We start from the raw sequence: 24685 nt of genomic DNA, 5'->3' as shown, positions 1-24685 counted from the left end.
ACGATCACGCACAGCTGGGAGGGGACGGGCCAGAAGAAGGGCTCAGGGAGTGGCGGGGATGCGGAGGGCGTCGAAGACCGTGCGCACACGGGCCTCGAGCGCGTGGACGGCGTGTCGCTGGGCCCGGTGGGCGCGCACGGCGTCGGCGACCGTACGGCGCCTGAATCGCACGGACTGGCCGGGTCTGGCCTGCCCGAGCGCGGACAGACCCGTGGCCGTGACCACCGCGAGCACCGGGTATCCGGCGGTGACGCCCCGGCCCCGGTGCAGGACGAGCAGTTCGTCGCCCGCGGGCACCTCGACCGCGCCGACGGGCACCCCCCGGGAGAGCGGCTCGCCGCTCGTCACCCGCCGCGGCACATCGCCGCTCAGCCGCAGCCCGATGTGGTTGCTCCGCGGGGTCACGGTGAACGCCGACCGGAACAGCCGCTCGGCGGTGTCGCCGAATTCCTCCAGGTCGGGGCCGTCGGTCACATCGATGGTCCAGGAGTCGCCGAAGCGCGCCACGGGCACGTTCAGCCGGAACAGCGGTATCCGGAACACCGGGTGGTCGATCGGCGGGCAGTGCGTACGCAAGGCCAGCTCATCGCCACCGCGCAGGGTCTGTGCGAAGCCGAGGATGGTGTCGGGGGCGCAGCTGCCGAGCAGGGACGGGGTCTCCACGGAGCCGAGAACCGCCAGGTAGACCCGCAGACCCAGCCGGATGCCGGTGATGGCGATGGTCTCCCCGGCGGGTACCGACACCGGCTCCCACTGGTTGCGCCGGACGCCGCCCACGGTCACCTCGGCGGGCGCGCCGGTCACCGCGATGAGCACATCGGTGGAGGGGGTACAGCTGAAGTCCAATGCGGTGATTTCGATCAGCGGCGCGCCCTCGTCGTTCCCGGCCAGCACATTGGCCACACGGGCGGAGTGCTGGTCAAGTGCTCCGTTGACCGGCAGTCCGTAGCGGGAGTGGCCGAAGCGGCCGAGGTCCTGCACGGTGGCGAGTCCCGCGCGGTGGACCGTCAGGGTGTCAGCCATGGGCGGCCGCCAGGGGTGTGCCCGCGTGCTCGTCCCACCGCGCCGGGTCGATCGGCACGAACTGGAAGGTGTCACCGGGCCGGTACGGGGCCAGTGGCTCGGCGTCGAGGTCGAGGACGCGCAGCGGGGTACGGCCCAGCAGTGGCCAGCCGCCGGGCGAGGGCATGGGCGAGATGACCGCCTGCCGCCCGGCCACCGCGATCGAGCCGGGCACGACGCTGACGCGTGGCGAGGCCAGCCGTGGGACGGGCCCCGGGAAGGCCGGGCCGTCCATCATCGGGGCCGCCGCCGGTGCTCCGAGGCAGCGTACGGTCAGCGGGGCGGCGGAGTGCAACGCCACCACCTCGTGTTCGGTCAGCCCCAACTGCTCGGCGACCAGAGGCAGATCGGGGCCGTGTTCACCGCCGTACACCACCGGCACCACGAAGCGCCGGGAGGGTGTGGCCGGAAGGGACCGCTCGCCGATGCGGCCGGCCGCATGGCGCAGGGCACGCCGTACCGTCGTGTGATCGGTGTGGCAGCAGTCGAACTCGATCAGCAGCGAGTCGTAGGCGGGCACGATGCCGTACACCCCGCCGGGCCGGGCCGCCTCGAACGCGTCGGCCAAGGCGTGCACGGTGTGCCAGGCACGGGCGGTGTCCGCGCCCACGGCCTTGACCACGACGGCCGAGTCACCGCAGTCCTCGATCACGATGTCGCCGCCCATCTCAGGCGCTCACACCGGTCGTGGTGGCGTCGGTCGTGGCGCCTGCCTTGGCGCCCGCCTTGGCGTCCAATACGTCGGTCAGCGGGGCGATCCGCACACCGGCGGCGAGAAGTTCGCCGCGTATCCGGTGCGCGAGTGTGATGGCCCCGGGGGTGTCGCCGTGCAGCAGCACGGTGTCGCACTCGACCGGGAGGTCACGCCCGCCGACGGTGCGCACCACCCCCTCGGTGACCATCCGGACGGTCCGCTCGGCGATCTCCCCCGGGTCGTGGATCACGGCGCCCGGTTCGCTCCTGGGCACCAGTGTGCCGTCGTCGCGGTAGGCCCGGTCGGCGATCCCGACGATGCCGACCCCCAGGCCACGGCCGCGGGCGGCGTCGGCGAGGGCGCCGTCCTGGGCCAGGACGATCAGCGACGGGTCGAGCGACTCGACGGCGTCGGCCACCGCCTCCGCGTAGTCCGGCCGGGTCGCCACCAGGTTGCCCAGGCGGCCGTGCGGCGCGATATGGCGCACCCGGGTGTGGTGCGCGGTGGCGAACGCCCGCAGGGCCCCGATCTGGTACAGCGTGTCCGTCCTGACCTCGTCCGGAGTCAGGTCCATCGCCCGGCGGCCGAATCCGACGAGATCGGGAAAGCTCGGGTGTGCGCCCACGGCGACACCGCGCCGGACACAGTGGCGGACGGTCGCGTCCATGATCCGCGGGTCTCCCGCATGGAATCCACATGCGATATTGGCCGATGTCAACACGTCCAGCAGCGCTTCGTCGTCGCCCATGGTGTAGGCGCCGAACCCTTCGCCCAGATCTGCCACGAGATCGACCATGTGCTTCATGACGTCCTCCAGACAAGGGAAGAAAAGGCGATATCGCCGCTTCTTCGTTTTCGGCTCCGCGGACTGGCTGGTCCGCGCCCACTCCCGGCTCGCGTTCACGGCGTCAACTGGGTCGTCGGAATTTCCGCGGTCACCGCGGAAATGACACGGATTCCCGCGGTCCAACGGCCCCGGAATCCGTGTTTCGGTGAACCTAATCCCGCTGTCGAGTGGCGGCAAATACGCGTTCGATCTGACGTAATCACCACTGGATATGACCTGGCCCACACGCGCCACCGTCCGCCGGGCGCCATGGGCCTACGATGAGACCCCGCCGAGGCTGGAGGCCGCTCCATGGACACCAGGCGTCTGTACTCGTTCGTGAAGATCGTCGACGCCGGGAGCATCACGCGCGCGGCCGACATCCTGCATATCGCCCAGCCCGCGCTCAGCCAGCAACTCTCCATGCTGGAAGCCCAGTTCAAACAGCAACTGCTGATCCGCAGCAAACGCGGGGTGGCACCCACCGAGGCGGGCCGGGCGCTGTACCGGCACGCGCAGCTCATCCTGCGCCAGGTCGATCTGGCACATGCGGCGGTCGATGTCTCGGGCCGGACCCCGGCCGGCAGTGTCTCGGTGGGCCTGGCCCCGTACAGCATGGGCGCGGCGCTCGCGCTTCCCCTGCTCAGGAGCGTGCGCGAGCGCTACCCCGAGATCCTGTTGCACATCAACGAGAACTTCGGCGGGGTCATCAGCGAGGCGATCATGACCGGCCGGATGGACATGGCGTTCATCTACGGGGCGGGTCCGCTCCGGGGAGTGCAGTTCGAGCCGCTGCGCACCGAGGATCTGTATCTGATCGCCGCGCCGGGCGCGGACATTCCGGGCGGGGAGGGTGAGGTGGCGCTGAAGGAGCTGGTCGACGTCGGCCTGCTGCTGCCCAGCCGTATTCACACCATCCGCCAGGTGGTGGAAGCCGCGTTCCAGCAGGCGTCGCTCCAGCCCCGGGTGATCGGTGAGCTCGAATCGGTTCTGACCCTGGTCAGCGCCGTGGGCGCGGATCTGGGGGCGACGGTGCTGCCGTGGTCGGCGGCGCGCGCCATCCTCGATGTGCGCAATCTGGAGGTACGGCGGATCGTCGAGCCAGTCATCCAGGTCAAGCTTTCGCTCTGCACCTCCGACCATCAGCCGCTGTCGGAGCCCGCCCATGCCGTGCACGACCTGTTCCACGAGCTGATCACCGACTTCGGCTGACCCGCCTCGCGGTCACCCACCCGGGGGCGGTCCGCTGGTGCCCCGTACCGTCAGCTTGGGGTCCAGCACCGCCTCCCTCGGCTCCGACACCGTGTTCTCCAGCCGCTCCACGGCGAACCGCACCGCGTACTCGGCCATGAGCACCGCGTCCTGGCGGACCGTGGTCATGCCGATCGGCATCAGATGGGAGAGGTGGCTGTCGTCGTAGCCCACGACCGACAGATCGCGCGGAACCTCGACACCCGCCTGCGCCAGGGTCATCAACAGCCCCATCGCGCAACGGTCGTTGCCCGCGAGGACCGCTGTCGGCAGCGGCCGGCCGTGATCGCGCTCGGCCAGCAGCAGCCGTCCCGCGTCGATGCCCGACTGCTCGGTGTGCTCCCCCGGGATCACCCGTAGCTCCGGCTCCAGGCCATGGCGGCGCATCGCGGCCCGGTAGGCGCGGCGGCGCTCGGCCGAGCCCGGTCCGCGGCCGCCGTCGATGTGCACGATCCCGCGGTGGCCCAGTTCGACGAGGTGCCCCATGGCCTGTCGTACGCCCTTGCCCTCGGCCGTGCGCACGCTGTCGACGCGGGCGTGGCGCACCCGGCGGCCGACGGAGACGGCGACCGTGCGGTGTCCCAGCGCGTCGATGTCCGCGGGCTGGGCGTCGGGGCCGAGCAGGATCACCGCCTCGCAGCGGTGGCCGAGCAGCGCCTCGACGGCCTTGGCCTCGCCACGACCCTGAGCGGTCGCGGAGAGCAGGACGTCATAGCCGAGCCGCTCGGCTTCGGGGTAGATGCCCTCGACGAGGTCGGCGTGGAAGGGCTGGCGCACGGTGAACATCACGCCGAGCGTGCGGCTGCGGCCACGGGCCAGCAGCCGGGCCGCGCTGTCGGGCCGGTAGCCGATCTCGTCGGCGACGCGCAGCACCCGGTCGCGGGTCTGCGGGCTCGCCCCCGGCTGATCGCGGAAGACGATCGAGACCAGAGCCCGGGACACGCCCGCCTTCTCGGCGACGTCCGCCATGGTGGGCCGCCGCCTGCCCGATGTTTCCACCTGTGATCACCCTCCGACGCGGCCCAACCTTACGGGCAGTCGTGAAATCCCCCGGCAACACGCTATTGACATGACATTCGGACAGCGGCCATCGTACTCGACTGGAGCGCGCTAGTAGAGCGCGCAAGCCGACCCCGTCCCCGATCCGCGAACCCGTCTCCTCCCCCCTCCGCAGAAGGACAACGCCATGGCAACGGCGCCATCTCCTCTCCGCACCACCGCGGGCACTCTGTGCCTGGGCTCCAGGTGGCCGCCGAGGACTGTCCGCGCATCGTGGAGGCCGAGCGCGGCTACGCCGCCACCGTCATCACCGATGCCGCCGTCCAGTCCCTGGAGTCGGGCGGCCAGATCATCACCGTCGCCATCAAGCCCCGCCCCGCATGCTACGGAGCCACCTCGTGAAGATCGCCCTCGACCCCTATATGCTCCGCGCGCTGCCGCTCGACGAGATGGTGCGCACGGTCGCCGAACTCGGCTACGAATACATCGAGCTGTCCCCGCGCGACGACTTCATGCCGTTCTTCCTCCACCCGAGGGCGGACGACGCGCGCGTCGCGGAGCTGAAGCGGGCCCTGCGCACGCACGGCGTCCAGCTCTCCTCCGTGCTGCCGCTGTACAAGTGGTCCTCGCCCGACGAGACCGAGCGGCAGACCGCCGTCCGCTACTGGAAGCGGATGATCGAGATCACCGCCGACCTCGAATGCCCGCTGATGAACTCGGAGTTCAACGGCCGCCCCGAGCGCGCCGCCGAGAGCGAGGCCGCCTTCTGGCGCTCGCTGGAGGAGCTGCTGCCGCTCTTCGAACGCGAGGGCATCGCCCTCAACCTGGAGGCCCACCCGGACGACTTCTGCGAGGAGAACACCCCCGCGGTCGACCTGGTCCGCGCCATCAACAAGCCGTGGGTGAACTACCTCTACTGCGCTCCGCACACCTTCCATCTCTCCGGTGCCGAGCCGACGGCGGACATCGCGGCGATGATGGCTTACGCGGGCGACAAGCTCCAGCATGTGCACATCGCGGACTCCTTCAACCACAAGGGCTCCTCCGGGCTGCGCTACATCCTCAACCCGCCCGGCACCCCGGCCCGTATCCATCAGCACCTGGACATCGGCCAGGGCGAGGTCGACTGGGACACCTTCTTCGGCACCCTCCGCGAGCTGAACTTCGACGGTGTCGCCACTTCCTGCGTGTTCGCCTGGGAGGAACGGGCGCGGGAGTCCTCCGCCTTCATGCTGAACCGCATCCGCAAGGAGCTCGCGCAAGAATCCCGTTAAAGGTGGTGGGGGCGGCGTAAGGCGGACGCTGCGTGCTGCGGCCACCGCGGGTGACGGCGGGCGGCGGCTGGCTGACGGTACGGGGTCCCGTACGCGTCCGCCGGGTGCGCACCGACGACACGGCCACCCGGGGCATCCTCGGCGCCTCCGGCCTGGAGTAGGCGGGCGGGTCAGCCGCGCAGCGCCCGCAGATGCGCGCTGCGGACATCCGCGGTCTGACCCTGCACGACCAGGAACAGGCCCTCCCGGGCCAGCCGCTGGGCCGGGCTGCCGAGGCCGAAGGCCCTGCCGCCGCCCGCCACGATCGCCGCGGTGGTGGCGGCGCGCAGCACGTCGTAGGCCCGGGTCTTCACCGCGAGCCGGTCCGCCAGGCGCTCGCCCGGGGGAACCTCGTCCACCAGCGCGTACGCCTCCCGGCGCACCTCGCGCAGCCGCTCGCCCAGCACCTGCGCCGTCTCCTTCGCCTCCGCGTCCCCGGCGGCCTCCAGCAGGTCCAGGGCCGCGCCGGCCACGCCGAACACGGCCGGGTTGGGGTTGGTGTTCTTCGGCCGGTCCGCGACCGCCCACTCCTCGTGGGGACGGCTCCAGACCACCGCCTCCTCGGGCACCACCAGGCCGTCCAGCTCCAGGCCGACCGTGCGGGTGCCGGTCAGCGCGGCGAGTTCGAGCGGTGGCGTGGGCCGCAGCCCGGGCTGCTCACGGGCGTCCGCGAAGGCGAACAGCGCCTCGCCGTCGTCGGTGACCCCGGCGAGCAGCATCACATCGTTCAGACCCCAGCCGGTGTACCACGGCACCCGGCCGTCGAAGCGCCTACCGCCCGGGACCCGGGTGACCCGCACCGGTGTGCGGGGGAAGGCCCGCAGATGGGAGAAGGCGATACCGGACAGCAGCGTGCCGTCGCACAGCGGCCGCAGCAGCCGCTCGCGCGCCGGGGAGTCGGCGGCGGCGAGCATCCTGACCGGGCTGTGGTGCTGAGCCTGGACGAAGTAGGTGGAGCAGCACGCCCCGGCGAGGATTTCGGCGATCTCGCGGGCCACCGCGTCCGGCGCCTGCGCCCCGCCGTACGCCGCCGGGCCACTCACACCGAGCACCCCGGACCTCTTGACCTCGGCGATCGCGGCCGGGGAGACGCCCTCGCGGTCGGCGGCCTCGGCGCCGGGCGCCAGCACATCGTGGGCGAGGCGCCGGGCCGCCTCGATCAGCGTCGTGGCCGGGGCGGTCATGACGGCTCCCGGTCGAGAGCGGGGTCCAGGACCCTCTTCCCCTGGTCCGCGTCCGTTCCCGTGCTCCCGTCCGGCTTCGCGCTCACGAGCCGGCAGCCTACCTCGTTCTGAGTCCGAGGAGGTGGGGCGGCCGGGATCACAGCGGGACGCGGAGTGAGGACCGGCCCTTCCGCCAGGTGTCCAGAACCTCATCGGCGAAGCGGTCTTCCAGGAACACGGTGGCATCGACGCCGAACGCCACGTCCGCGGCGAGCCCGGGTTCGCGCTTCAGGAGGTCGTCGATCACGCCATGGCGTACGACCTGCTCGTGTACGGCGTCGGCCTCCACGTGCTCGGTGTAGAAGAACACCGCCGCCTCGCCCGCGCCCAGCCGTCGCAGCGCCTGGGCCAGCCGGTCGGAGGCGGGCGAGGAGGTGATCTCGACGGTGGCGAAGTGCCCCACCAGGGCGCCGCGCAGCGCTCTGTGCAGGCCCAGCAGCGACATCATGTTGACCGCCGCCAGCATCCGCGCCGACGTGGCGTCCAGATAGTGGTTGTACGCCGGGTCCAGACCCAGGTCGGCCATCAGATCGGCGAACAGCTCCGCGTGCACCCGGTCCCCGTGCCCGGCCCCGAACTCGTCGTACTCCACGGCCGCCATCGCCGCCTTGGCCCGGCCCCGCAGCCGTGGCAGGACCCACACATGCGGGTCGGCCTCCTTGAGCTGGTAGAGCGACCGATGCGCGATGTACTCACGCAGCTGCCACAGCTCGCCCTCGTCCCGGAGAAAGTGCGACACGCCCGTGCCATCGGCGGGCTCCACCAGCAGCCCGGACACGGCGGCGTCCGGGTCGTCGTGCGTGGTGGCGTCGGAGCGCAGCGCGTCCAGGAAGCGCCGCTCCAGCGCCTGCCGCATCCGGAGCAGCCCGGGGTCCCACTCCCATGCGTCGTCCACACCGGAGAAGCCCTGGTAGTGGAGTTCGTAGCACATATAGAGCGCGAGCTGCGGATCGTCGCCGTACGGCTCGGCCTCCCGGAGCGACCGGCCGGCGGACAGCGTCGCCCGGCCGGGCTCGCGGGCGAGGGCGTCGACGAGCGCGCCGGACACCTCTCCCCGTGCCGTGGGCAGGGGCATCGGCCGGGTCGTCGTCGCGGGATGCGTTGCGCTCACCGTTCGTTCCGCTCCGTCCGCCGCTGTCGTGGTCGGGCCTCGGCTTCGCCTTCGTGGGGCCGGGTTCCCCCTACCACCTGCCGCAATCGCGGCGTGGTTGCCGCATCCGGGTCACCGAGGTGGCCGACAGCAACGTGGTCAGTGTGGCGCCCGGGCGTCAGTCGGCTCCGGTCCCTTCGACCAGGACCCGGATGGTGTCCAGCCCGGTGTCGGCCGCGTCGGGGAGGTTCATCCCGGCCTTCAGCCCGGAGCGCAGATAGTCCAGGACCGGCCGCTTCAGCACCTCGCCGGGCAGCACGGCCGGTATACCCGGCGGGTAGGGGGTGATCATCTCGGCCGCCACCCGCCCGGACGCACGGGCCACGGGCACGTCCTCCACCGCGCCGAAGTAGGCGTCCCGCGGCAGACAGGACTGCTCCATCCGCAACTCGTCCGGCGTCGGTACGGCCACCTCGGGAGCGGGCCGCAGATCCTCCGCGTGGCCGGCCAGCTCGCGCAGCGCCGTCAGCAGCGCACCGGTCGTCGAGGGGTCGTCGGCGTGGGTGAGCTGGGTGCTGATCCGCCGGTGGTCGGCCAGATGGGCGTTGACGTCGTGCTGTTCCCGGAGCCAGTCGGCCGCCCGGTAGCCACTCACCCCGAGCCCGGTGAGGTCGATGACGACCGGAAACGGATCGAAGTCACTGCCCAGACCGGGGCCCACGTAGTCCGCGGGCCCGTCCACACGCAGCCCGTCGATGGCCGCGATCTCGTCGCGCACCGCATGCGCCCGGCGCAGCGCCGCGCCGAGCAGTTTCTCGCCGTGCAGCACCATCTGCCGACGCCACCCGTCCATCCCCGCGTAGAGGAGTACGGACGGACTCGTGGTGCCGAGCAGATCGGCGCGGGACTTCAGGACGGCCGGCTCGATCAGGTCGCCCTGGAGGTGGAACACCGAGCCCTGCTCCAGACCGCTGCCCATCTTGTGGATGCTGGTCACGCAGACGTCGGCGCCCGCGTCCATGGCCCAGCTCGGCAGCTGGGAGCAGAACGGCAGATGCGCTCCCCACGCCTCGTCGACGATCAGCGGGCGGCCACGCCGATGGCAGACCTCGGCGATCCCCACCAGGTCGGCGCAGGATCCGTACGGAGTGGGGCTGGTCACCAGGGCGCCCCTGGCCTCCGGGTGCTCGTCGAATGCCCGCTCGAAGGACGCGGCCGACGGCGGATGCGCTATATGGCGGGCACCGTCCCATTCGGGGTCCACCCAGATCGGCCGGACACCGGAGATGATCAGGCCGGAGACCACCGATTTATGCGCGTCCCGGCCCACCAGCAGCGTCTCGTGGGGGCCGGCCACCGCCAGCATCGCCGCCTTGACGGAGAGCGAGCTGCCGCAGGTCGAGAAGAAGGTGTGCTCGGCGCGCACCGCGTCCGCCATCAGCTCTTCCGCGCACTCCAGCACACGGCCCGACCCCAGCCGGTCGTCAAGGCCACCGAAGGCCAGGAGGTCGGCGCGGAACACCTCGTCCCCCAGGGCCTTGACGACCTCCGGGTCGGCGCCCCTGCCCTGCTTGTGCCCGGGCGGGGTGAACGGAAGGGCCCCACGCTCGTGGTAGCGAGCCAGGGCCTCCAGAATCGGAGCCTGCGTGTGATCCATGGCGGACGAGTCCCCTTCCACCTGCGGAGAAAACCGTTGCTCAGCGCTGCTTGCGCGAGCGGTGGAAGAGCCACGCCGCGGGTACGAACCAGCAGACCACGAACCAGAGCAGGGCCGCGGCCGCCAGCCACAACGCGGTGGCATCGGCCACGACGACACGCAGGATCAGCAGCAGCGCCGACGCCACCGTGCACAGCAACAGCACCAGCCCGGCCACGGTGAAGCGGGAGGCCCAGTCCACCGTTTCCGGCTTCAGCCGGCGTCCGGTGACGATCCGGTGCAAGGAGACGGGTGCGATCAACGCACCGGTGGCCCCCGCCCCCAGGAGGACGGTCACGACGTAGATGGCCCGGTCCACCTGGTCCAGGTCGTGGAAGCGCGGGGTGAAGGCGACCGTGAGCAGGAACGCGAACAGAATCTGCACGCCCGTCTGCGTCACCCTCACCTCTTGGAGCAACTCGGCCCACTTGCGGTCGGCCCGCTCCTCGCGGGTCTCCACACGGCCGGACCGAGGAGCCTCACGGCCGCCGTTTCCCGGCGCTTCGTGGTCGTCGTGCATCAGCGTGGCCTCCTTCGCGTCCACCCCCGTGTTCCCAGCCACTCCGAAAAGCGAACATCACCGCGATCAGCGGCGCGAGCGCGGCCGATCCATGCATCACCCGGGCCGTCAGGGGCACTCGGCCCCCAGTCAGTGGAAAGGAGAAGAGACACCATGACCCACACCGCCGAGACCGGCGAGGCCACCGGCACGAAGGACAAGGACTACAACCTCATCTGGTACGTCGAGGCATGCCTGAGCAACGCGCTGCGCATGGAGACCTACATCCAGGACGCGGAACGGGACAAGGACACCGAGGTCGCGGAGCTGTTCCGCAAGGCCCAGGCGGACAGCCGCAAGGGAGCCGAGCTGGGCAAGCAGCTCCTGAAGGCCCGCTTCGGCAGCTGATCCGCTGATGGAAAGTTCTCCTAGCTGATCGAAGCTGATCGAAAGATCTACGACGGCCCCGAGGGCTTGGCCCTCGGGGCCGTGGCATGCCGCGACGGACGGGGACGGCCGGTGGCATTCACCCCGGCTCACCCCAGGTCACCAGCGAGGCATCACCCCAGCACGGCGATCGCGAACGCGATGCAGAAGGTCACGAACAGCGCCACAAAGAGCCAAATGACGATCGTGGGGCCCTTCGACCAGCCCTTCGTGGGGTTGTACGTCTCGCGGGGGCCCGCTTCCGAGAGGCTGCCCTCGCCCGGTGGGGTCTCGCCCGGGGGCACGCCCACGCTCGGCCGAAGTCCGGGAGCTCCGGGAGATCCGGGAGCTCCGGGCGTCGCAGGAGTTCCGGGAGGCCCGGGAGATCCGGCAGGGCCGGGAGTGCGGTCAGGGTGCGGATTCTGCTGGTCCATGTCCGATGCGCTCCTTTCCGCCCGCGGCGCGCCGGCTCCCCCGGTCCGCCGCCCCGTTTCGGGCGCCGTCCCCGGTGGACTCTTCCCACCGTACGGCCCCTACGGCCCATACGGCGGAAGAGTGGCCGGGCACGGCCCGGCGTTCGCGGCACACCGTGAGCGTCACGGTTGCCCGGCGTTCGAGGCGGTGTCGGTGTGGAACACCAGCCGTCCGTCCGCGACCTCCACCCGGGCCCGGTCGCCGGACGAGATCTCGCCGTCCAGCAGTAGCCGCGACAGACGGTTGTCCACCTCCCGCTGGATGGTGCGGCGCAGCGGCCGGGCACCGTAAGCCGGTTCATGGCCCCGCCGCGCGATCCAGTCGACGGCCTCCGGGGCGAACTCCACGGTGACGTCCTGGGCGTGCAGCCGACGTCGGGTGTCCTCCAGCAGCAGATCGGTGATCTGGCGCAGATGCTCGTCCGTGAGCTGCCGGAAGACCACGATCTCGTCGACGCGGTTGAGGAACTCGGGCCGGAAGTGCTCGCGCAGCGGTCGCAGGACGCGCTCGCGCCGGGCCTGCTCGTCCGTCTCGGCGTCCGCGGTCCCGAAGCCGAGTGCGCCACGCCCGCCGATGGCCTCGGAGCCGAGGTTGCTGGTCATCACGACGACCGTGTTGCGGAAGTCCACCGTACGGCCGTGGGCGTCGGTGAGCCGGCCGTCGTCGAGCACCTGGAGCAGGGTGTTGAACACGTCCGGATGCGCCTTCTCGATCTCGTCGAACAGGAGCAGCGCGTAGGGGCGGCGGCGCACCGCCTCGGTGAGCTGCCCGGCCTCCTCATGGCCGACGTATCCGGGCGGGGCGCCGACCAGCCGGCTGACGGTGTGCCGCTCCTGGTACTCGCTCATGTCCAGCCGGACCATCAGGTCCTCGCTGCCGAACAGCGCCTCGGCCAGCGCCCGCGCGAGTTCGGTCTTGCCGACGCCGGTCGGGCCGAGGAAGAGGAAGCTGCCGATGGGGCGGCCGGGGTCGGCGAGACCGGCCCGGGAGCGCAGCACCGCCTCGGCGACGGCGCTCACGGCCTCGCCCTGCCCGATGACCCGCTCGGACAGGTGTTCCTCCAGACCGAGCAGGCGGGCCTTCTCCTCCTGGGTGAGGCTGCTGACCGGGATCCCGGTCTGGCGGGAGACCACCTCGGCGATGTTCTCGGCGGTGACCTCGAGGCTCTGCCCGTCGTCGGGCTCGGTGCCGCCGTCGGCCTCGATCCGGCGGTTCAACTCGCCTATGCGGTCGCGCAGTTGGGTGGCCCGCTCGTACTCCTCCGCGGCCACCGCCTGGTCCTTGTCCCGGGTCAGCTGCTCGACCTCGCGCTCCAGGGTGCGGGCGTCGGTGCCCTTGGTACGCGAGCGCAGCCGCACCCGGGCGCCTGCCTGGTCCACCAGGTCGATGGCCTTGTCGGGCAGGAACCGGTCGGTGAGGTAGCGGTCGGACAGCTCCACGGCGGCGAGCAGCGCCTCATCGGTGAAGCGGACCTGGTGATGGGCCTCGTAGCGGTCGCACAGGCCGCGCAGGATCTCCACCGCGTCGGCGGCGGAGGGCTCCGGGACCAGGATGGGCTGGAAGCGCCGGGCCAGCGCCGCGTCCTTCTCGATGTGGCGGCGGTACTCCTCCAGCGTGGTGGCGCCGATGACATGGAGTTCGCCACGGGCCAGGGCGGGCTTGAGCATGTTGCCCGCGTCCATGGACCCGCCCTCGGCGCCGCTCGACCCCGCGCCGACCACGGTGTGCAGCTCGTCGATGAAGACGATCAGCTCCTCGGAGTGGGTGCGGACCTCGTCGATGATGCCACTCAGCCGCTCCTCGAAGTCGCCGCGGTAGCGGGTGCCGGCGACGACCGCGGACATGTCCAGGGCGACCACCCGGCGGCCCAGGAGGATGTCGGGGACGTCTCCCTCGGCCACGCGCTGGGCGAGTCCTTCGACGATGGCGGTCTTGCCGACACCGGCGTCGCCGATCAGTACGGGGTTGTTCTTGCCCCGGCGGGACAGCACCTCGACGGTCTGCTCGATCTCCTGCTCACGGCCGATGACCGGGTCGATCCGCCCCGCGTGGGCGAGGTCGGTCAGATCGCGGCTGAACTTGTCGAGGGTGGGCGTGTCCCGCCGTCGGCCGGACTGCTGACCGGCCGCCTTGCTGACCGACGGCCGGCCCGGTGCGCTCTGCGGTCCGCCCCGGCCCGCCGCGGCGTCGAAGGGCAGGGAGTTGAGGATGCGGCCGGCCGTGGAGTCGTGGTTGGCGGCCAGCGCCCCGAGCACATGCTCGGGGCCGATGTAGGAGGCGCCGTTGGTACGGGCCAGTTCGTGTGCGTCCAGCAGGGCGCGCTTGACCGCGGGGGTGACGGACAGCTGGGTCCGCCGCGGCCCCTCGCCGCTCATCCGGTCGATCTCCGCGGCCAGCGCGTCGGTGTCGGCGCCCGCCCCCGCCAGCAGCCCCCGGGTCGGCTCGGTGGCCAGCGCCGCACGCAGCAGATGCTTGGTGTCCAGATCGGCACTGCCGTGCTCGGCGGCGTAGGTGGCCGCGTCGGCGACGAGTTGCCGGGCGGGGTCGCTCATCAGGCGGCCGATGTCGATATGGCGGAGGCCGGGGCGCGGTCCGCCGCCGAGAAATCGCGCCATGAATTCCTCGAACGGATCTGGACCGAAGTCCCCCGGACCCATGAAACCGCTGCTCATGGCCTTCCGTTCCGCGGTCCCGGCCAGATGTCCGGACCGGGCCCGCTCTCTTGAGAGGCTTGATCCTTTCTGGGCGCGGGTGCCCGGGAGGCACCCCTGTTACACCTGCGGTCGCCGGAGCGCGCGTGGCCACGGCACCCGGCGCCACCTCCACACATTCGGTCATCAACGATGAACACACCGTCACCGCCATTCTCGCGGTGCGCCGTCCGCCTTCTTGGGAGAGCCTGTAGGCAGGGAGCGTGCCCGGCAGTCGCGCCGCACATCCGGGGTGACACCTGCACCTAGCGAGGAAGGCGGGCCGTGATGAGCGCTTCGGATACGCACGCCATGCGGCGGGACCAGGTCGAGCCGGTCCCGCCCTCGGCGATCAAGCTGAACATCAACGACCAGGTGCGGCAGCTCGAGGTGGATCCGCGGACCTCGCTGCTCGACGCGCTGCGCGAACATCTGCGCCTGAGCGGGACCAAGAAGGGGTGTGATCATGGGCAGTGCGGCGCCTGTACGGTGCTGATCAACGGTCGGCGCGTCCTCTCCTGTCTGACACTCGCCGTGATGCACGAGGACGACGAGATCATGACGATCGAGGGCCTGGGCGATCCCGGCCATCTGCACCCCATGCAACGGGCCTTCGTCGAGCGTGACGGCTTCCAGTGCGGCTACTGCACCCCCGGCCAGATCTGTTCGGCCGTCGGCATGCTCGCCGAGGTGAAGGCGGGCTGGCCCAGCCATGCCACCACCGACGTGTCCTCGCCCCGGGTCGCCCTGACCGATGACGAGATCCGCGAGCGGATGAGCGGCAACATCTGCCGGTGCGCCGCCTATCCGAACATCGTCGCGGCCATCCGCGACAGCGCGGAGGGAGGCGCCATATGAAGTCCTTCACCTACGAGCGGGCGACGGACACCCGGGCCGCCGTCGCCGCGGCGGCCCAGCCGGGCGCGAAGTTCATCAGCGGCGGCACCAATCTGCTCGACCTGATGAAGCTCGACATCGAATACCCCAGCCATCTGGTGGACATCAGCCGGCTTCCGCTGCGGGACATCGAGGAGTTGCCGGACGGTGGACTGCGCATCGGCGCCCAGACGCGGAACTCCGATGTGGCGGCCGATCCCCGCGTGCGCACCCACTATCCGGTGCTGTCCGAGGCGCTGGTGTCGGGCGCCTCGGGCCAGCTGCGCAACAAGGCGTCCACCGGGGGAAATCTGGTGCAGCGCACGCGCTGCCCCTACTTCTACGACACGGCCGCGGGCTGCAACAAGCGCAACCCCGGATCGGGGTGCGCGGCGATCGGCGGGTTCAACCGGATCCACGCGATCCTCGGCGCGAGCGAGTCCTGCATCGCCACCCACCCCTCGGACATGGCCGTCGCGATGACCGCGCTCGACGCGGAGATCGAGCTGCTGCGGGCCGACGGTTCGGAGCGCCGCGTCGCCATCACGGACTTCTACCGGCTGCCGGGCGATACGCCGCACATCGAGAACGTACTGGGTGACGACGAGATGATCACGGCCGTGCTGCTGCCGCAACCCCTGCCGGGCCGGCAGATCTACCGCAAGGTGCGCGACCGGGCGTCGTACGAGTTCGCGCTGGTCTCGGTGGCGGCCGTCGTCTCGACCGACCAGGGAACGATCCGGGAGGCGCGGGTGGCGTTCGGCGGTGTGGCGCACAAGCCGTGGCGGTCCGTCGAGGCGGAGGACGCGCTGACCGACCGTCCGGCCAGGATGGACACCTATCGCGCCGCCGCCGAGGCGGCGCTGCGCGGCGCGGTCGGGCGGGGTGACAACGACTTCAAGATCGAGCTGGCCAAGCGCACACTCTGCCGCACGCTGGCGCAAGCGGCCGGGGCGAGCTGAGGAGGCGGGATGATCGGGCAAGCTGTGGACCGCGTCGACGGCCCGCTGAAGGCAACCGGCCGGGCCACCTACGCGTACGAGCACTGGGAGGCCGGTCAGCCACTCTACGGCTTCATCGTCGGCGCGACGATCGGCAAGGGCCGCATCACCCGGATCGACACCGAGGACGCGGAGGGCGCGCCCGGTGTCCAGCTGGTGATGACCTACCTCAACGCCCCGGCGCAGGGCCCCCGCGACGAGTCCATTCCCTTCGAATACTGGCGCGCGCAGCCGATGTTGACCGGTCCGGACGTCCACTTCTACGGCGAGCCGGTGGCACTGGTCGTCGCCGAGACCTTCGAGCAGGCCCGGGACGCGGCCGACCTGGTCGAGGTCGAATACCGCGCCGGGCGGGGCCGTTTCGACTTCGGCGAGTTCGAGGACGACACCTACATCCCGAAGACGGTCAACGCCGGTCTGCCCACCGACACCGCGGTGGGTGATTTCGACGCCGGGTTCGCCGGTGCGGAGGTCAAGGTCGACGAGCAGTACACGACGCCGTACGAGTTCTCGCTGCCGATCGAACCGAACGCGTCCATGGTGGCACCGCGCGGCGAGGACCTGGTCGTCTACGTCAGCTGCCAGATCACCGACGCGGCGCGGGACTCGGTCGCCGCCACCTTGATGATGGATCCGGAACGGGTGCACATCGTCACGCCCTTCGTCGGCGGCGGCTTCGGCTCCAAGCTGGGCATCCACTCCGAGACGATCCTGGCGGCGCTCGCCGCCCGCACACTGGGCCGGCCGGTCAAGCTCACCCTGACCCGGCAGCAGGTCTTCCAGCTCGTAGGTATGCGCCCCATATCGAACCAGCGGGTCCGGCTGGGCGCGGGGCGCGACGGACGGCTGGCCGCGATCGCCCACGACGTCACCATGCACACCAACCCCGACGTCGAGTACGCCGAGCAGACCGCCGCCACCGTCCGCAGCCTCTACGCCGCGCCGCACCGGCTGACCAGCCACCGGCTGACGGCGCTCGACCTGCCGCGTGGGACGGACGTCCGCGCGCCGGGCGAGGCGCCGGGCATGCTCTCGGTCGAGTCGGCGATGGACGAGCTGGCCGACGCGCTCGGGATGGACCCGGTCGAGCTGCGGATCCGCAACGAGCCCACCGTCGATCCCGAGCGGAACGTGCCGTACAGCGACCGGCACCTGGTGGAGTGCCTGCGCGAGGGCGCGCGCCGGTTCGGCTGGGAGAACCGCCCGGCCACGCCCGCGAGTGTGCGCGAGGGACAGTGGCTGATCGGCTACGGCATGTCGGCCGCCATCCGGGGACACTTCCAGGGGCCGACGACGGTGCGGGTGCGATTGGAGCCGGACGGCACCGCCGTCATCCAGACGGACATGACCGACATCGGCACGGGCACGTACACCATCCTCACCCAGGTCGGGGCCGAGGGACTCGGACTCCCGCTGGAACGGGTGCGGATCGACCTCGGACGTTCGGATCACCCCTCCAGCTGGGGATCGGGCGGCTCGTGGGGCGCCACCAATTCGTCCACCGCGGTGCACCGGGCGTGCGCGGCCCTGCGCACGAGACTGCTGGACGCGGCGTGCGGCGACACCCGCTCCCCGCTGCACGGCCGGGACCCGGCGGACGCCGTGTTCTCCGACGGCGACGTGGCCATCGGTGATGCGTCCGAGGCGCTGCGCGAGATCGTCGCGCGCCACCATCCCGACGGTGTGGAGGCGGAGGGCAAGACCCGCTTCATGGGCGACGATCCGAACTACTCGGACTACTCGATCAACACCTACGGGGCCCATTTCGCCGAGGTGGGCGTGGACGCGGACACCGCCGAGATCCGTCTGCGGCGGATGCTCAGCGTGTTCTCGGTGGGCCGTGTGTTCAACCCGAAGACGGCCCGTTCGCAGCTGATCGGCGGCATGATCTGGGGCGTCGGCGCGGCCCTCGAGGAGGAGGCCGTCGTCGACCCGCGGTCCGGCGCCTTCGTCAACCGGGACTTCGCGGGGTATCTGGTGCCGGTCCACGGCGACATCCCCGCCGACATCGACGCCGTCGTCCTGGAGGGATACGACGACAAGGCCAATGCCCTCGGCGCGAAGGGCATCGGTGAAGTGGGCATCTGCGGATCCGGTGCGGCGGTGGCCAACGCGGTGTTCAACGCCACCGGAGTGCGGGTGCGGGACTTCCCCATCACGATCGAGAAGCTGTTGCCCAAACTGCCGGCCATGGTCTGACTCCCTGGGCATATCCCGTCGGCCGCGCGGTGGTGGGGCGTAGCGTCGTCCCATGACGATCACCGACCAGACCCTCACACGGCTGCGGACCGCGGCGGCCGCGGGCGATGCCCAAGCAGCGCTGCGGCTGGGGCGGTTGCTGTGCCTGACGGCAGCGGACCCGGCCGAGCCCGGGGACGGCGAGCCGACCTGGCCCGAAGAGCCCTGGCTGCGCGCCGCCGTGGAGGCGCGCCCCGATGATGTCGCGGCTCTGACCCTGCTGACCGGGCGCCTTGCCCAGCAGATCTCCTACTGGGAGGCGTGCCTGGACATGAACCCCGACGTCATGAAGTGGTACGGGGAGGACGAGAGCACCGTCGAACGGCGGCAGATCGAGGCGGAGCAGCTGTACGCCCGGATACGCGCGGCCGGTCCCGACCGCCGCGCGGAGGCCGGGCTGGACGAGTTGGCCATACTCCTCGGTGTCGGTGACAAGCCCGCGGCGGAGGACACGTACAGCTTCTACGTCATGGAGGACGAGGCATGGAGCGGCTCCGTGCGGCACAGCGCGACCATCGTCGCGTCCGACGCCGATGAGATCCGCTGGGCGAGCGACAAGTGGTTCACGTCGGCCGAGGGCGGCATCGGTGGCGAACCCACCCTGACCGCCTATGTGGACGGCGCGGAGGTGGGCTCGCTCGACCTCGGCCCGCACCTCGCGGACGGGGGTGTGGACTGGGGCGCCGTCGCCGTGCCCGAACTCTCCGGTGCACGGCTGCCCGCGGGACTGCCGGTCCCCGGCCGCGGGCTTCACTATGGCTTCGCCGGAGGAGCCGAGTAGTGAGTCGGTGAGGCGGGGGGGAGGGACCTCGTGGACCGCTCAGCCCGGGTGGGCCTCCGCGTCAGGTGCCTGGTTCCGGGACATGGGCGGTACGCAGAACCACGCGAGACCCGCGGCGGTCAGATAGGCGAGGGCGCCGATGGCCATGCTGGTGCGCAGCCCCTCGCCGTAGTCGGCGGCCGTGGCGAGCAGGGTGCCGCCGAGCGCCACGCCGGTGGCGCTGCCGAGTTGGCGGGTGGTGTTGAACAGGGCGGAGGCGGTCCCCGAGTACGCCGGGGGCGCGGCGCCCATGACGGTGGAGGCGGAGCCGGTGAGCGCGAAGGAGGTGCCGAATCCCGCTGCCATCATCGGGACCACCAGCAGCGGGTAGGCGGGCTCGGCTCCCGCCGCGACCCAGCCCGCCAGGCCCAGGGCCGCAAGCAGCATGCCGGTGCACACCAGCGGACGGTCGCCGGTCGTGCGGGCCAGCCGCCCGGAGAGGATGGACGCGAACATGGTCATCGCCACCGCGGGGAAGAGCGCGAGGCCGGTGACGAGGGCGCTGTAGCCGCGCTGGTGCTGGAAGTCCAGGCTGGCGGTGAACACCATGCCGTAGAAGCCGAAGTTGAACAGCAGGCCGATGACGGCTCCGCCGCCCAGCGCACGGGAGCGCAGCAGGCTCGTCGGCACGGCGGGGAAGCGGGCCAGTCGCTCGCGCACCACGAACGCCGTGGCGGCCAGTACGGACAGTCCCACCCCGGCGAGGACGGCCGGATCGGACCATCCGCGCCGGCCCGCCTCGTTGAGCGCGGCGGTCAGCAGGGCCACCGCCGCCACGACGGCGCACTGCGCCGGCCAGTCGAGGGGCCGGGTGGTGAGCCGGTCGGAGGGAGCCACCCGACGCAGCGTCAGGACCAGACAGGCGACGCCGACGGGCAGATTGACGAGGAACACCCACCGCCAGCCCACGGTGGACACCAGCAGCCCGCCCAGCAGCGGTCCCGCCGAGGCCGCGATCCCCGCGACGGAACCCCACACCCCGAAGGCCCGCGAGCGGGCGGCCGGAGCCGGATACGCCTGCTGGAGGAGGGCCAGCGAGCCGGGCACGATCAGCGCCGCGCCGAGGCCCTCCACCACCCGGGCGGCGACGAGGAAGGGGGCACTCGGCGCGAAGGCGCACGCAGCCGAGGAGACGGTGAACACCACCACGCCGGCGCAGAAGATCCGGCGGTTTCCCAGCCTGTCCCCCAGCGCACCGCCGCTGAGCAGGAACCCGGCGAAGACCAGGGTGTATCCGTCGGTGATCCATTGGATGCCGGTGAGCGAGGCCGACAGCTCCCGGCCGATCACGGGCACGGCCACATTGATGACCGTCACATCCAGGATGACCATGAAGTACCCGGCACACACGGCCAGCAGCGGTACCAGGGACCCCATGCCGGACACGAAGGCCACGTCCCGACTCCATCCCGCTCACGAAGGCTCTACAACAAACGGCACAATAGGGGATGAATGACCCACATGGCGGGAAGGGATACTGAGCACGTGGCTCACATGCGCGAGGATCCGCGGCCCCGGTCCCTCCCCACCGAACTGCGGCCCTATCTGGCAGAACTCGTCCGGCGCACCCGCACGGTGTGCGGGCCCCATCTGGTGAGCGTCCTCGCGGTCGGCTCCCTCGCGCTCGGGGACTACCGCCATGGACGCAGCGACGTCGATGTGACGGTCGTCGTGGAGCCTGCACTGCCCGGACCCGCACTGCACGACCTCGCCGGGGCCCTCGCCCACCCGCAGCTGCCCTGCCCGGCGGCGGGGCTGGAACTGGTGGTCTACGGAACGGATTTCGTCCGCCGTCCCTCGGGCGCTGCCAAGTACCTTCTGGACCTCAACACCGGCCCGCTGCTGCCGAGCCGGGCCGACGTCGAAGCGGCGCGGTCCCCGGCGTTCTGGTACGTCATCGACCGCTCCGTCGCCCACCAGACCGGGCTGACGCTGTACGGCCGCCCGGCCCGGGAGGTGGTCGCCGCACCGGACCGCCCGGATCTGCTCGCCGCGATCCGGGCCTCCGTCCGTGAGCACAGCGACGGCGAAGGTCACCTCGCCGACAACCGTGTGCTCAACGGCTGCCGCTCGGTGGTGTTCTGCCGTACGGGCCGCTGGTCGGCCAAGCGCACGGCGGCGCGGGAAGTCGCCCTGGCCGAGGAGGAGTTCCGGCCGCTCATCGAGACCGCGGTGCGCAGCTTCGAGCGCCCCCGCTCCTCCGCGCTCCCGCTGCCCACCGCCGAGGTGCGGGCCTTCATGGCCTGGGTACGCGCACGGGTCGATCAGACCGCCCGGGCGGCCGGGGCCTGAGCGGAGTCCGGCCGTCGCCCCGGCCTCGCGCTCAGGGCCGCAGCAGGATGCGGATCGGGTTGCCCTCCCGCCCGCGCAACCGCCGGATGCCCTCGTTCACTTCCTCCAGGGGCAGGATCGCGCTGACCGACCCGGAGATGTCCAGCCGGCCCCGGGCGGTGAGTTCGACCAGGTCCTCCAGATGCTCCATGCGATACCCGGTGTGTCCGATCACCGTATGGCGGTTGCGGACGAAGTGGAGCTCCGGGCCCACGGCCAGAGGGTCGGGCGAGATCCCGACGAGCACCAGACGGCCCCGGTGGCCGAGGGCACGCTCCGCCTGGGTGAAGGAGGGCGTACGGCCGACGCAGTCGAAGGCGACGTCCAGGCCCTTGCCGCCCGTGATCTCCTTCAGCCTGACCTTGGTGTCACCGTCGGTCGGGTCGAGCGCGAAGTCGGCGCCGAGGGCGAGGGCGCGCTCGCGCGCGGCGGGGAGGGGGTCGAGGGCGACGATCGGGGAGGCTCCGCAGATACGGGTGAGCTGCACGAGGTGGGTACCCAGACCGCCCAGCCCCCAGATGCCCACGGATTCGGCCGACCGCAGCCGGGCGGTGTCGATGGCGCCGTACGGGGTGGAGACGGCGTCGGCGAGCACGGCGGCGTGTTCCAGGGGTACGGAGTCGGGCACGGTGATGAGCGTGGTGGCGTCGGTCAGGACGTACTCGGCCCAGGCCCCGTCGTAGTGGAAGGCCATCACCTGGAGGTCCTCGCAGGTGTTCGTGCCACCGCCGAACCGGCAGGCGGGACACGTGCCGCACGCCTTCCCCGCGCCCAGGACCACCCGGTCCCCCGCCTTCCAGTGCCCGACGCCGTCGCCGACCGCCGCCACCACGCCCGATGCCTCGTGCCCGGGGGTGACCACCGGCAGCCGGGGCGGGATATGGCCGTCGAGCTGGCTCAGGTCGGACTGGCAGATGCCGCACGCGGCCACCTTGACCACGACCTCGCCCGCTCCCGGCCGTGGCACCGGCACGTCCTCGACCTTCAACGTGCCCGCCGCCGTGTCGAACCGCGCGGCGCGCATCGTGGCCGGGAGGTCGTCCGCCACCGCGTCTGCCGTTGAGTCCGTGTCGGTGGGTATCGGTCGTGCGTCCAAGGTCATCCGTGGTTCCTTTCACGTGCTTGGCCGGTTGGCGGCGGGCCGATCACCGCGCCGGTACGGGAAGTCCGGGAACGGCGAGTGATCATGATGCCGCACGCAGTCTGCCGTATGCGGCACACGCCGCGTTCCACTACCCGGTCAGCGCTGCGCGTCGCGCAGCAGCGTGTCGACGACGCGGTCGGCGAAGGTGGCGAGCTCCCGCGCGTCCTGCCGCCCGAAGCTGGAGGTCCACAGCGCGAAACGGCCGAAGAGGGCGGACCACAGGAGCATCGCGGTCTGTTCGGCGCCGTCCGGCCGGCGCAGCCCTTCCGCCTCGCAGCTGTGGATGGCATCGACCCACTGCCGCCACAGCAGACGGGCCGGGTGGGTCCGGCCGGGTTCACCGAAGCTGGACGAGTTATGGCCGAACATCAGCCGGATGACACCGCGCTCGGTGCGGGCGAAGGTGCAGAAGGCGTGCGCCTGGGCGCGGAGGCGTTCACCGGCGTCGGCCCCCTGGGCAGCTGCCTGAGTGTCGGCGTCGCGCATGGCGGCGACGACACGTTGGTAGCCGTCCTCGGCGACGGCGCGGGCGAGCTGGTCCTTGTCGGCGAAGTGCAGATACATGCTCTGTGCGGCGATGCCGACTTCGCGTGCCACCTCCCGGAGGGACACCGGCAGGGGGTTTCCGCTGAGCTTCTGGTCGAGGAGCCGCGCCACGGCGGCCAGGATCTCCGCGCGGAGCCGGTCCCCCTGGCCACGGGGATTGCGCCTACGTGTGGTGTCGGTGGCGGTGTCCTCGTTCATGCGTCACATTCTCCGGTACGCCGCTCACCAGGTGACCGGAAGGGAGGTGAGGCCATAGACGATGGAGTTCCTCTTGAAGCGCAGCTCGTCCTCGGCGATGGCGAGCCGCAGCCCGGGGACGCGTTCGAAGAGCCGTGGCCAGGCGACCTGCATCTCCACCCGCGCCAAGTTCTGCCCCAGGCACTGGTGGGAGCCGAATCCGAACGCCACGTGGCGGCGGGCGTCGCGCCCGATGTCGAGCGTGTCCGCGGGGCTCTCACCCTCGTTGGCGCCGAAGACACGGGGGTCCCGGTTCCCCGCGATCAGCGAGACGATGACTCCCTCCCCCGCGCGGACGAGCTGCCCGCCCACCTCGACATCCTCGAGGGCCACACGCCGCGGATCGGTGGAGACGATGCTCCAGTAGCGCAGCATCTCCTCCGCGGCGCTCGGCGCCAACTCCGGGCGGTCCCGCAGCCGGTCCCGCTGCTCGGGGTTGACCAGGAGCGCCACCGTGCCCAGGCCCAGCATATTGGCGGTGGTCTCATGCCCGGCGCCGACCAGAATCCCGACCAGGACCGGCAACATCTCGGGCGCGAACCCGTCCGGCCCGGTGTGATGCTCCAGCAACCGGCTGATCATGTCGTCCGAGGGCTCACGGCGCTTCCGCTCCACGAGGGCCTCGAAGTACGCGAACGCCTCCCGCTGCGTACGGGCGCGCTCCTCGTGGCTGACGTCCAGATCCGTCCCGGCGTTGGCGTGCCGCTCGAAGAGGGCGTGGTCCTCGTAAGGGACACCGAGGACGAGGCAGATGGCCCGCGAGGGCAGGGGCAGCGCGAAGTCCTGGACGAAGTCGACCGGACCGCCCTTGGCGAGCATGCCATCGATCAGTTCATCCGTGATCCGCAGCAACTGCTCGCGCATCGCCTGAGTGCGCCTGACACTGAACTCCTTGGTGAGCATCTGCCGAAGCCGGGCATGCTCCGGGTCGTCCAGCCGCAGAAACAGACCGCCCTCGTGTTCGGGCTGATTGGAGTGAACCAGCGGGAAGTCCGGGTGGCGTACGTCGGCGCTGAACGACGGGGAGGAGAGAACGGCCCGGATGTCCGCGTGCCGCGTGGCCAGCCAATGCGTGGAACCGTCCCAGATGGTGACCTTGTGCAGCCCACCCGCTTCCCGGAACGCGGTGTGCTGCGGAGGCGCGCTGAACGGACAGCTTCGCGGGGCGGGAAAGAACGGTGCTTCCTCGGCGGAAGCGGTCCCGGATGTCGTAGTCGTCATCGCGCCTTCCTCGGTTGTTGCGGGGTGG

General features: G+C 71.3%; 24 protein-coding genes. 10 read left to right on the top strand and 14 right to left on the bottom strand.

Going from position 1 to position 24685, the window contains the following annotated elements; genetic code table 11:
- Positions 1–42: 42 nt before the first annotated feature.
- From ACT2CW_RS30305 to ACT2CW_RS30295, 3 genes are read right to left on the bottom strand one after another with little or no spacing between them, the layout of a single operon-like run.
- On the bottom strand, positions 43–1023 hold the full coding sequence (locus tag ACT2CW_RS30305; RefSeq protein WP_182472817.1) for a 5-oxoprolinase subunit C family protein: 981 nt from the start codon (positions 1021–1023) through the stop codon (positions 43–45).
- Positions 1016–1729, bottom strand: coding sequence for a 5-oxoprolinase subunit B family protein (locus ACT2CW_RS30300; RefSeq protein ID WP_445518922.1), 714 nt, complete (start codon positions 1727–1729; stop codon positions 1016–1018). The genes ACT2CW_RS30305 and ACT2CW_RS30300 overlap by 8 nt, the downstream gene beginning before the upstream one ends.
- Position 1730: 1 nt before the next feature.
- Entirely contained in the window at positions 1731–2561 is an 831-nt protein-coding gene (locus ACT2CW_RS30295; protein WP_445518921.1) for a LamB/YcsF family protein, read from the bottom strand.
- Between the two features lie 333 nt (positions 2562–2894).
- Here ACT2CW_RS30295 and nac point away from each other — a divergent pair, with 333 nt between their 5' ends.
- Entirely contained in the window at positions 2895–3794 is a 900-nt protein-coding gene (gene nac / locus ACT2CW_RS30290; RefSeq protein WP_445518920.1) for a nitrogen assimilation transcriptional regulator NAC, read from the top strand.
- Positions 3795–3806: 12 nt separating this feature from the next.
- Here nac and ACT2CW_RS30285 read toward each other — a convergent pair whose 3' ends face one another.
- A complete protein-coding gene (locus ACT2CW_RS30285) occupies positions 3807–4802 on the bottom strand; it encodes a LacI family DNA-binding transcriptional regulator (protein ID WP_445518919.1) in 996 nt (331 codons plus the stop codon).
- A 261-nt stretch (positions 4803–5063) separates the two neighbouring features.
- On the opposite strand from ACT2CW_RS30285, the gene ACT2CW_RS30280 reads away from it, so the two are divergent.
- Genes ACT2CW_RS30280 through ACT2CW_RS30270 form a run of 3 tightly spaced genes read left to right on the top strand, consistent with a single transcriptional unit; the run spans position 5064 to position 6267 of the window.
- Positions 5064–5234 (top strand): hypothetical protein, encoded by a 171-nt coding sequence (locus ACT2CW_RS30280; RefSeq protein WP_445518918.1) that lies wholly within the window; start codon positions 5064–5066, stop codon positions 5232–5234.
- A complete protein-coding gene (locus tag ACT2CW_RS30275; protein ID WP_138913024.1) occupies positions 5231–6106 on the top strand; it encodes a sugar phosphate isomerase/epimerase family protein in 876 nt (291 codons plus the stop codon). The genes ACT2CW_RS30280 and ACT2CW_RS30275 overlap by 4 nt, the downstream gene beginning before the upstream one ends.
- 32 nt (positions 6107–6138) lie before the next feature.
- Complete coding sequence (locus ACT2CW_RS30270) at positions 6139–6267, top strand: hypothetical protein (protein ID WP_445518917.1); 129 nt, start codon at positions 6139–6141, stop codon at positions 6265–6267.
- Positions 6268–6276: 9 nt separating this feature from the next.
- Here the strand turns inward: ACT2CW_RS30270 and ACT2CW_RS30265 are convergent, their stop codons facing one another.
- The 4 genes from ACT2CW_RS30265 to ACT2CW_RS30250 all read right to left on the bottom strand — a co-directional run bounded on the left by ACT2CW_RS30265 (position 6277) and on the right by ACT2CW_RS30250 (position 10674).
- Complete coding sequence (locus tag ACT2CW_RS30265) at positions 6277–7329, bottom strand: acyl-CoA dehydrogenase family protein (protein WP_445518916.1); 1053 nt, start codon at positions 7327–7329, stop codon at positions 6277–6279.
- A 136-nt stretch (positions 7330–7465) separates the two neighbouring features.
- Complete coding sequence (locus ACT2CW_RS30260) at positions 7466–8443, bottom strand: iron-containing redox enzyme family protein (RefSeq protein WP_445519010.1); 978 nt, start codon at positions 8441–8443, stop codon at positions 7466–7468.
- 193 nt (positions 8444–8636) lie between these two features.
- Complete coding sequence (locus ACT2CW_RS30255; RefSeq protein ID WP_445518915.1) at positions 8637–10115, bottom strand: aminotransferase class I/II-fold pyridoxal phosphate-dependent enzyme; 1479 nt, start codon at positions 10113–10115, stop codon at positions 8637–8639.
- A gap of 40 nt (positions 10116–10155) precedes the next feature.
- Positions 10156–10674 carry a DUF6328 family protein gene (locus ACT2CW_RS30250; RefSeq protein WP_445519009.1) on the bottom strand — a complete coding sequence of 173 codons (519 nt, stop codon included), beginning with the start codon at positions 10672–10674 and terminating at the stop codon, positions 10156–10158.
- A gap of 153 nt (positions 10675–10827) precedes the next feature.
- On the opposite strand from ACT2CW_RS30250, the gene ACT2CW_RS30245 reads away from it, so the two are divergent.
- Positions 10828–11061: a hypothetical protein gene (locus ACT2CW_RS30245; protein ID WP_445518914.1), complete on the top strand. Its 234-nt coding sequence runs from the start codon at positions 10828–10830 to the stop codon at positions 11059–11061.
- A 152-nt stretch (positions 11062–11213) separates the two neighbouring features.
- On the opposite strand, the gene ACT2CW_RS30240 is transcribed toward ACT2CW_RS30245, so the two are convergent.
- Entirely contained in the window at positions 11214–11384 is a 171-nt protein-coding gene (locus ACT2CW_RS30240; RefSeq protein ID WP_445518913.1) for a DUF6480 family protein, read from the bottom strand.
- A 291-nt stretch (positions 11385–11675) separates the two neighbouring features.
- The gene (locus tag ACT2CW_RS30235) at positions 11676–14225 is read right to left on the bottom strand and encodes an ATP-dependent Clp protease ATP-binding subunit (protein WP_445518912.1); all 2550 of its coding nucleotides are present in this window, start codon (positions 14223–14225) and stop codon (positions 11676–11678) included.
- A gap of 306 nt (positions 14226–14531) precedes the next feature.
- Between ACT2CW_RS30235 and ACT2CW_RS30230 the strand changes: the two genes are divergently transcribed.
- The 4 genes from ACT2CW_RS30230 to ACT2CW_RS30215 are packed head-to-tail and all read left to right on the top strand — an operon-like array spanning position 14532 to position 19139.
- On the top strand, positions 14532–15101 hold the full coding sequence (locus ACT2CW_RS30230) for a 2Fe-2S iron-sulfur cluster-binding protein (protein ID WP_445518911.1): 570 nt from the start codon (positions 14532–14534) through the stop codon (positions 15099–15101).
- On the top strand, positions 15098–16081 hold the full coding sequence (locus tag ACT2CW_RS30225) for an FAD binding domain-containing protein (protein WP_445518910.1): 984 nt from the start codon (positions 15098–15100) through the stop codon (positions 16079–16081). Before ACT2CW_RS30230 ends, ACT2CW_RS30225 begins: the two co-directional genes overlap by 4 nt.
- 9 nt (positions 16082–16090) lie before the next feature.
- The gene (locus ACT2CW_RS30220; RefSeq protein WP_445518909.1) at positions 16091–18319 is read left to right on the top strand and encodes a xanthine dehydrogenase family protein molybdopterin-binding subunit; all 2229 of its coding nucleotides are present in this window, start codon (positions 16091–16093) and stop codon (positions 18317–18319) included.
- Positions 18320–18371: 52 nt separating this feature from the next.
- Complete coding sequence (locus ACT2CW_RS30215) at positions 18372–19139, top strand: hypothetical protein (protein WP_445518908.1); 768 nt, start codon at positions 18372–18374, stop codon at positions 19137–19139.
- Between the two features lie 39 nt (positions 19140–19178).
- Here the strand turns inward: ACT2CW_RS30215 and ACT2CW_RS30210 are convergent, their stop codons facing one another.
- Complete coding sequence (locus ACT2CW_RS30210) at positions 19179–20555, bottom strand: MFS transporter (RefSeq protein WP_445519008.1); 1377 nt, start codon at positions 20553–20555, stop codon at positions 19179–19181.
- Between the two features lie 117 nt (positions 20556–20672).
- On the opposite strand from ACT2CW_RS30210, the gene ACT2CW_RS30205 reads away from it, so the two are divergent.
- The gene (locus ACT2CW_RS30205; protein ID WP_445519007.1) at positions 20673–21470 is read left to right on the top strand and encodes an aminoglycoside adenylyltransferase domain-containing protein; all 798 of its coding nucleotides are present in this window, start codon (positions 20673–20675) and stop codon (positions 21468–21470) included.
- 31 nt (positions 21471–21501) lie between these two features.
- Here the strand turns inward: ACT2CW_RS30205 and ACT2CW_RS30200 are convergent, their stop codons facing one another.
- The 3 genes from ACT2CW_RS30200 to ACT2CW_RS30190 form a co-directional block, all read right to left on the bottom strand.
- Complete coding sequence (locus ACT2CW_RS30200) at positions 21502–22611, bottom strand: zinc-binding dehydrogenase (protein ID WP_445518907.1); 1110 nt, start codon at positions 22609–22611, stop codon at positions 21502–21504.
- A 138-nt stretch (positions 22612–22749) separates the two neighbouring features.
- Complete coding sequence (locus tag ACT2CW_RS30195) at positions 22750–23397, bottom strand: TetR/AcrR family transcriptional regulator (protein ID WP_250852674.1); 648 nt, start codon at positions 23395–23397, stop codon at positions 22750–22752.
- Between the two features lie 24 nt (positions 23398–23421).
- On the bottom strand, positions 23422–24657 hold the full coding sequence (locus ACT2CW_RS30190; protein ID WP_445518906.1) for a cytochrome P450: 1236 nt from the start codon (positions 24655–24657) through the stop codon (positions 23422–23424).
- Positions 24658–24685 lie beyond the last annotated feature (28 nt).

It is taken from the genome of Streptomyces sp. NEAU-174, assembly GCF_052665095.1.
This window is presented reverse-complemented; position numbering and strand designations above follow the sequence as displayed.

Coding starts and splice junctions, on each gene's coding strand:
- ACT2CW_RS30305 (WP_182472817.1), bottom strand. CDS start 1,023: ATGGCTGACACCCTGACGGTCCACCGCGCGGGACTCGCCACCGTGCAG.
- ACT2CW_RS30300 (WP_445518922.1), bottom strand. CDS start 1,729: ATGGGCGGCGACATCGTGATCGAGGACTGCGGTGACTCGGCCGTCGTG.
- ACT2CW_RS30295 (WP_445518921.1), bottom strand. CDS start 2,561: ATGAAGCACATGGTCGATCTCGTGGCAGATCTGGGCGAAGGGTTCGGC.
- nac (WP_445518920.1), top strand. CDS start 2,895: ATGGACACCAGGCGTCTGTACTCGTTCGTGAAGATCGTCGACGCCGGG.
- ACT2CW_RS30285 (WP_445518919.1), bottom strand. CDS start 4,802: ATGGCGGACGTCGCCGAGAAGGCGGGCGTGTCCCGGGCTCTGGTCTCG.
- ACT2CW_RS30265 (WP_445518916.1), bottom strand. CDS start 7,329: ATGACCGCCCCGGCCACGACGCTGATCGAGGCGGCCCGGCGCCTCGCC.
- ACT2CW_RS30260 (WP_445519010.1), bottom strand. CDS start 8,443: ATGCCCCTGCCCACGGCACGGGGAGAGGTGTCCGGCGCGCTCGTCGAC.
- ACT2CW_RS30255 (WP_445518915.1), bottom strand. CDS start 10,115: ATGGATCACACGCAGGCTCCGATTCTGGAGGCCCTGGCTCGCTACCAC.
- ACT2CW_RS30250 (WP_445519009.1), bottom strand. CDS start 10,674: ATGCACGACGACCACGAAGCGCCGGGAAACGGCGGCCGTGAGGCTCCT.
- ACT2CW_RS30245 (WP_445518914.1), top strand. CDS start 10,828: ATGACCCACACCGCCGAGACCGGCGAGGCCACCGGCACGAAGGACAAG.
- ACT2CW_RS30235 (WP_445518912.1), bottom strand. CDS start 14,225: ATGAGCAGCGGTTTCATGGGTCCGGGGGACTTCGGTCCAGATCCGTTC.
- ACT2CW_RS30230 (WP_445518911.1), top strand. CDS start 14,532: ATGAGCGCTTCGGATACGCACGCCATGCGGCGGGACCAGGTCGAGCCG.
- ACT2CW_RS30225 (WP_445518910.1), top strand. CDS start 15,098: ATGAAGTCCTTCACCTACGAGCGGGCGACGGACACCCGGGCCGCCGTC.
- ACT2CW_RS30220 (WP_445518909.1), top strand. CDS start 16,091: ATGATCGGGCAAGCTGTGGACCGCGTCGACGGCCCGCTGAAGGCAACC.
- ACT2CW_RS30215 (WP_445518908.1), top strand. CDS start 18,372: ATGACGATCACCGACCAGACCCTCACACGGCTGCGGACCGCGGCGGCC.
- ACT2CW_RS30210 (WP_445519008.1), bottom strand. CDS start 20,555: ATGGGGTCCCTGGTACCGCTGCTGGCCGTGTGTGCCGGGTACTTCATG.
- ACT2CW_RS30205 (WP_445519007.1), top strand. CDS start 20,673: ATGCGCGAGGATCCGCGGCCCCGGTCCCTCCCCACCGAACTGCGGCCC.
- ACT2CW_RS30200 (WP_445518907.1), bottom strand. CDS start 22,611: ATGACCTTGGACGCACGACCGATACCCACCGACACGGACTCAACGGCA.
- ACT2CW_RS30195 (WP_250852674.1), bottom strand. CDS start 23,397: ATGAACGAGGACACCGCCACCGACACCACACGTAGGCGCAATCCCCGT.
- ACT2CW_RS30190 (WP_445518906.1), bottom strand. CDS start 24,657: ATGACGACTACGACATCCGGGACCGCTTCCGCCGAGGAAGCACCGTTC.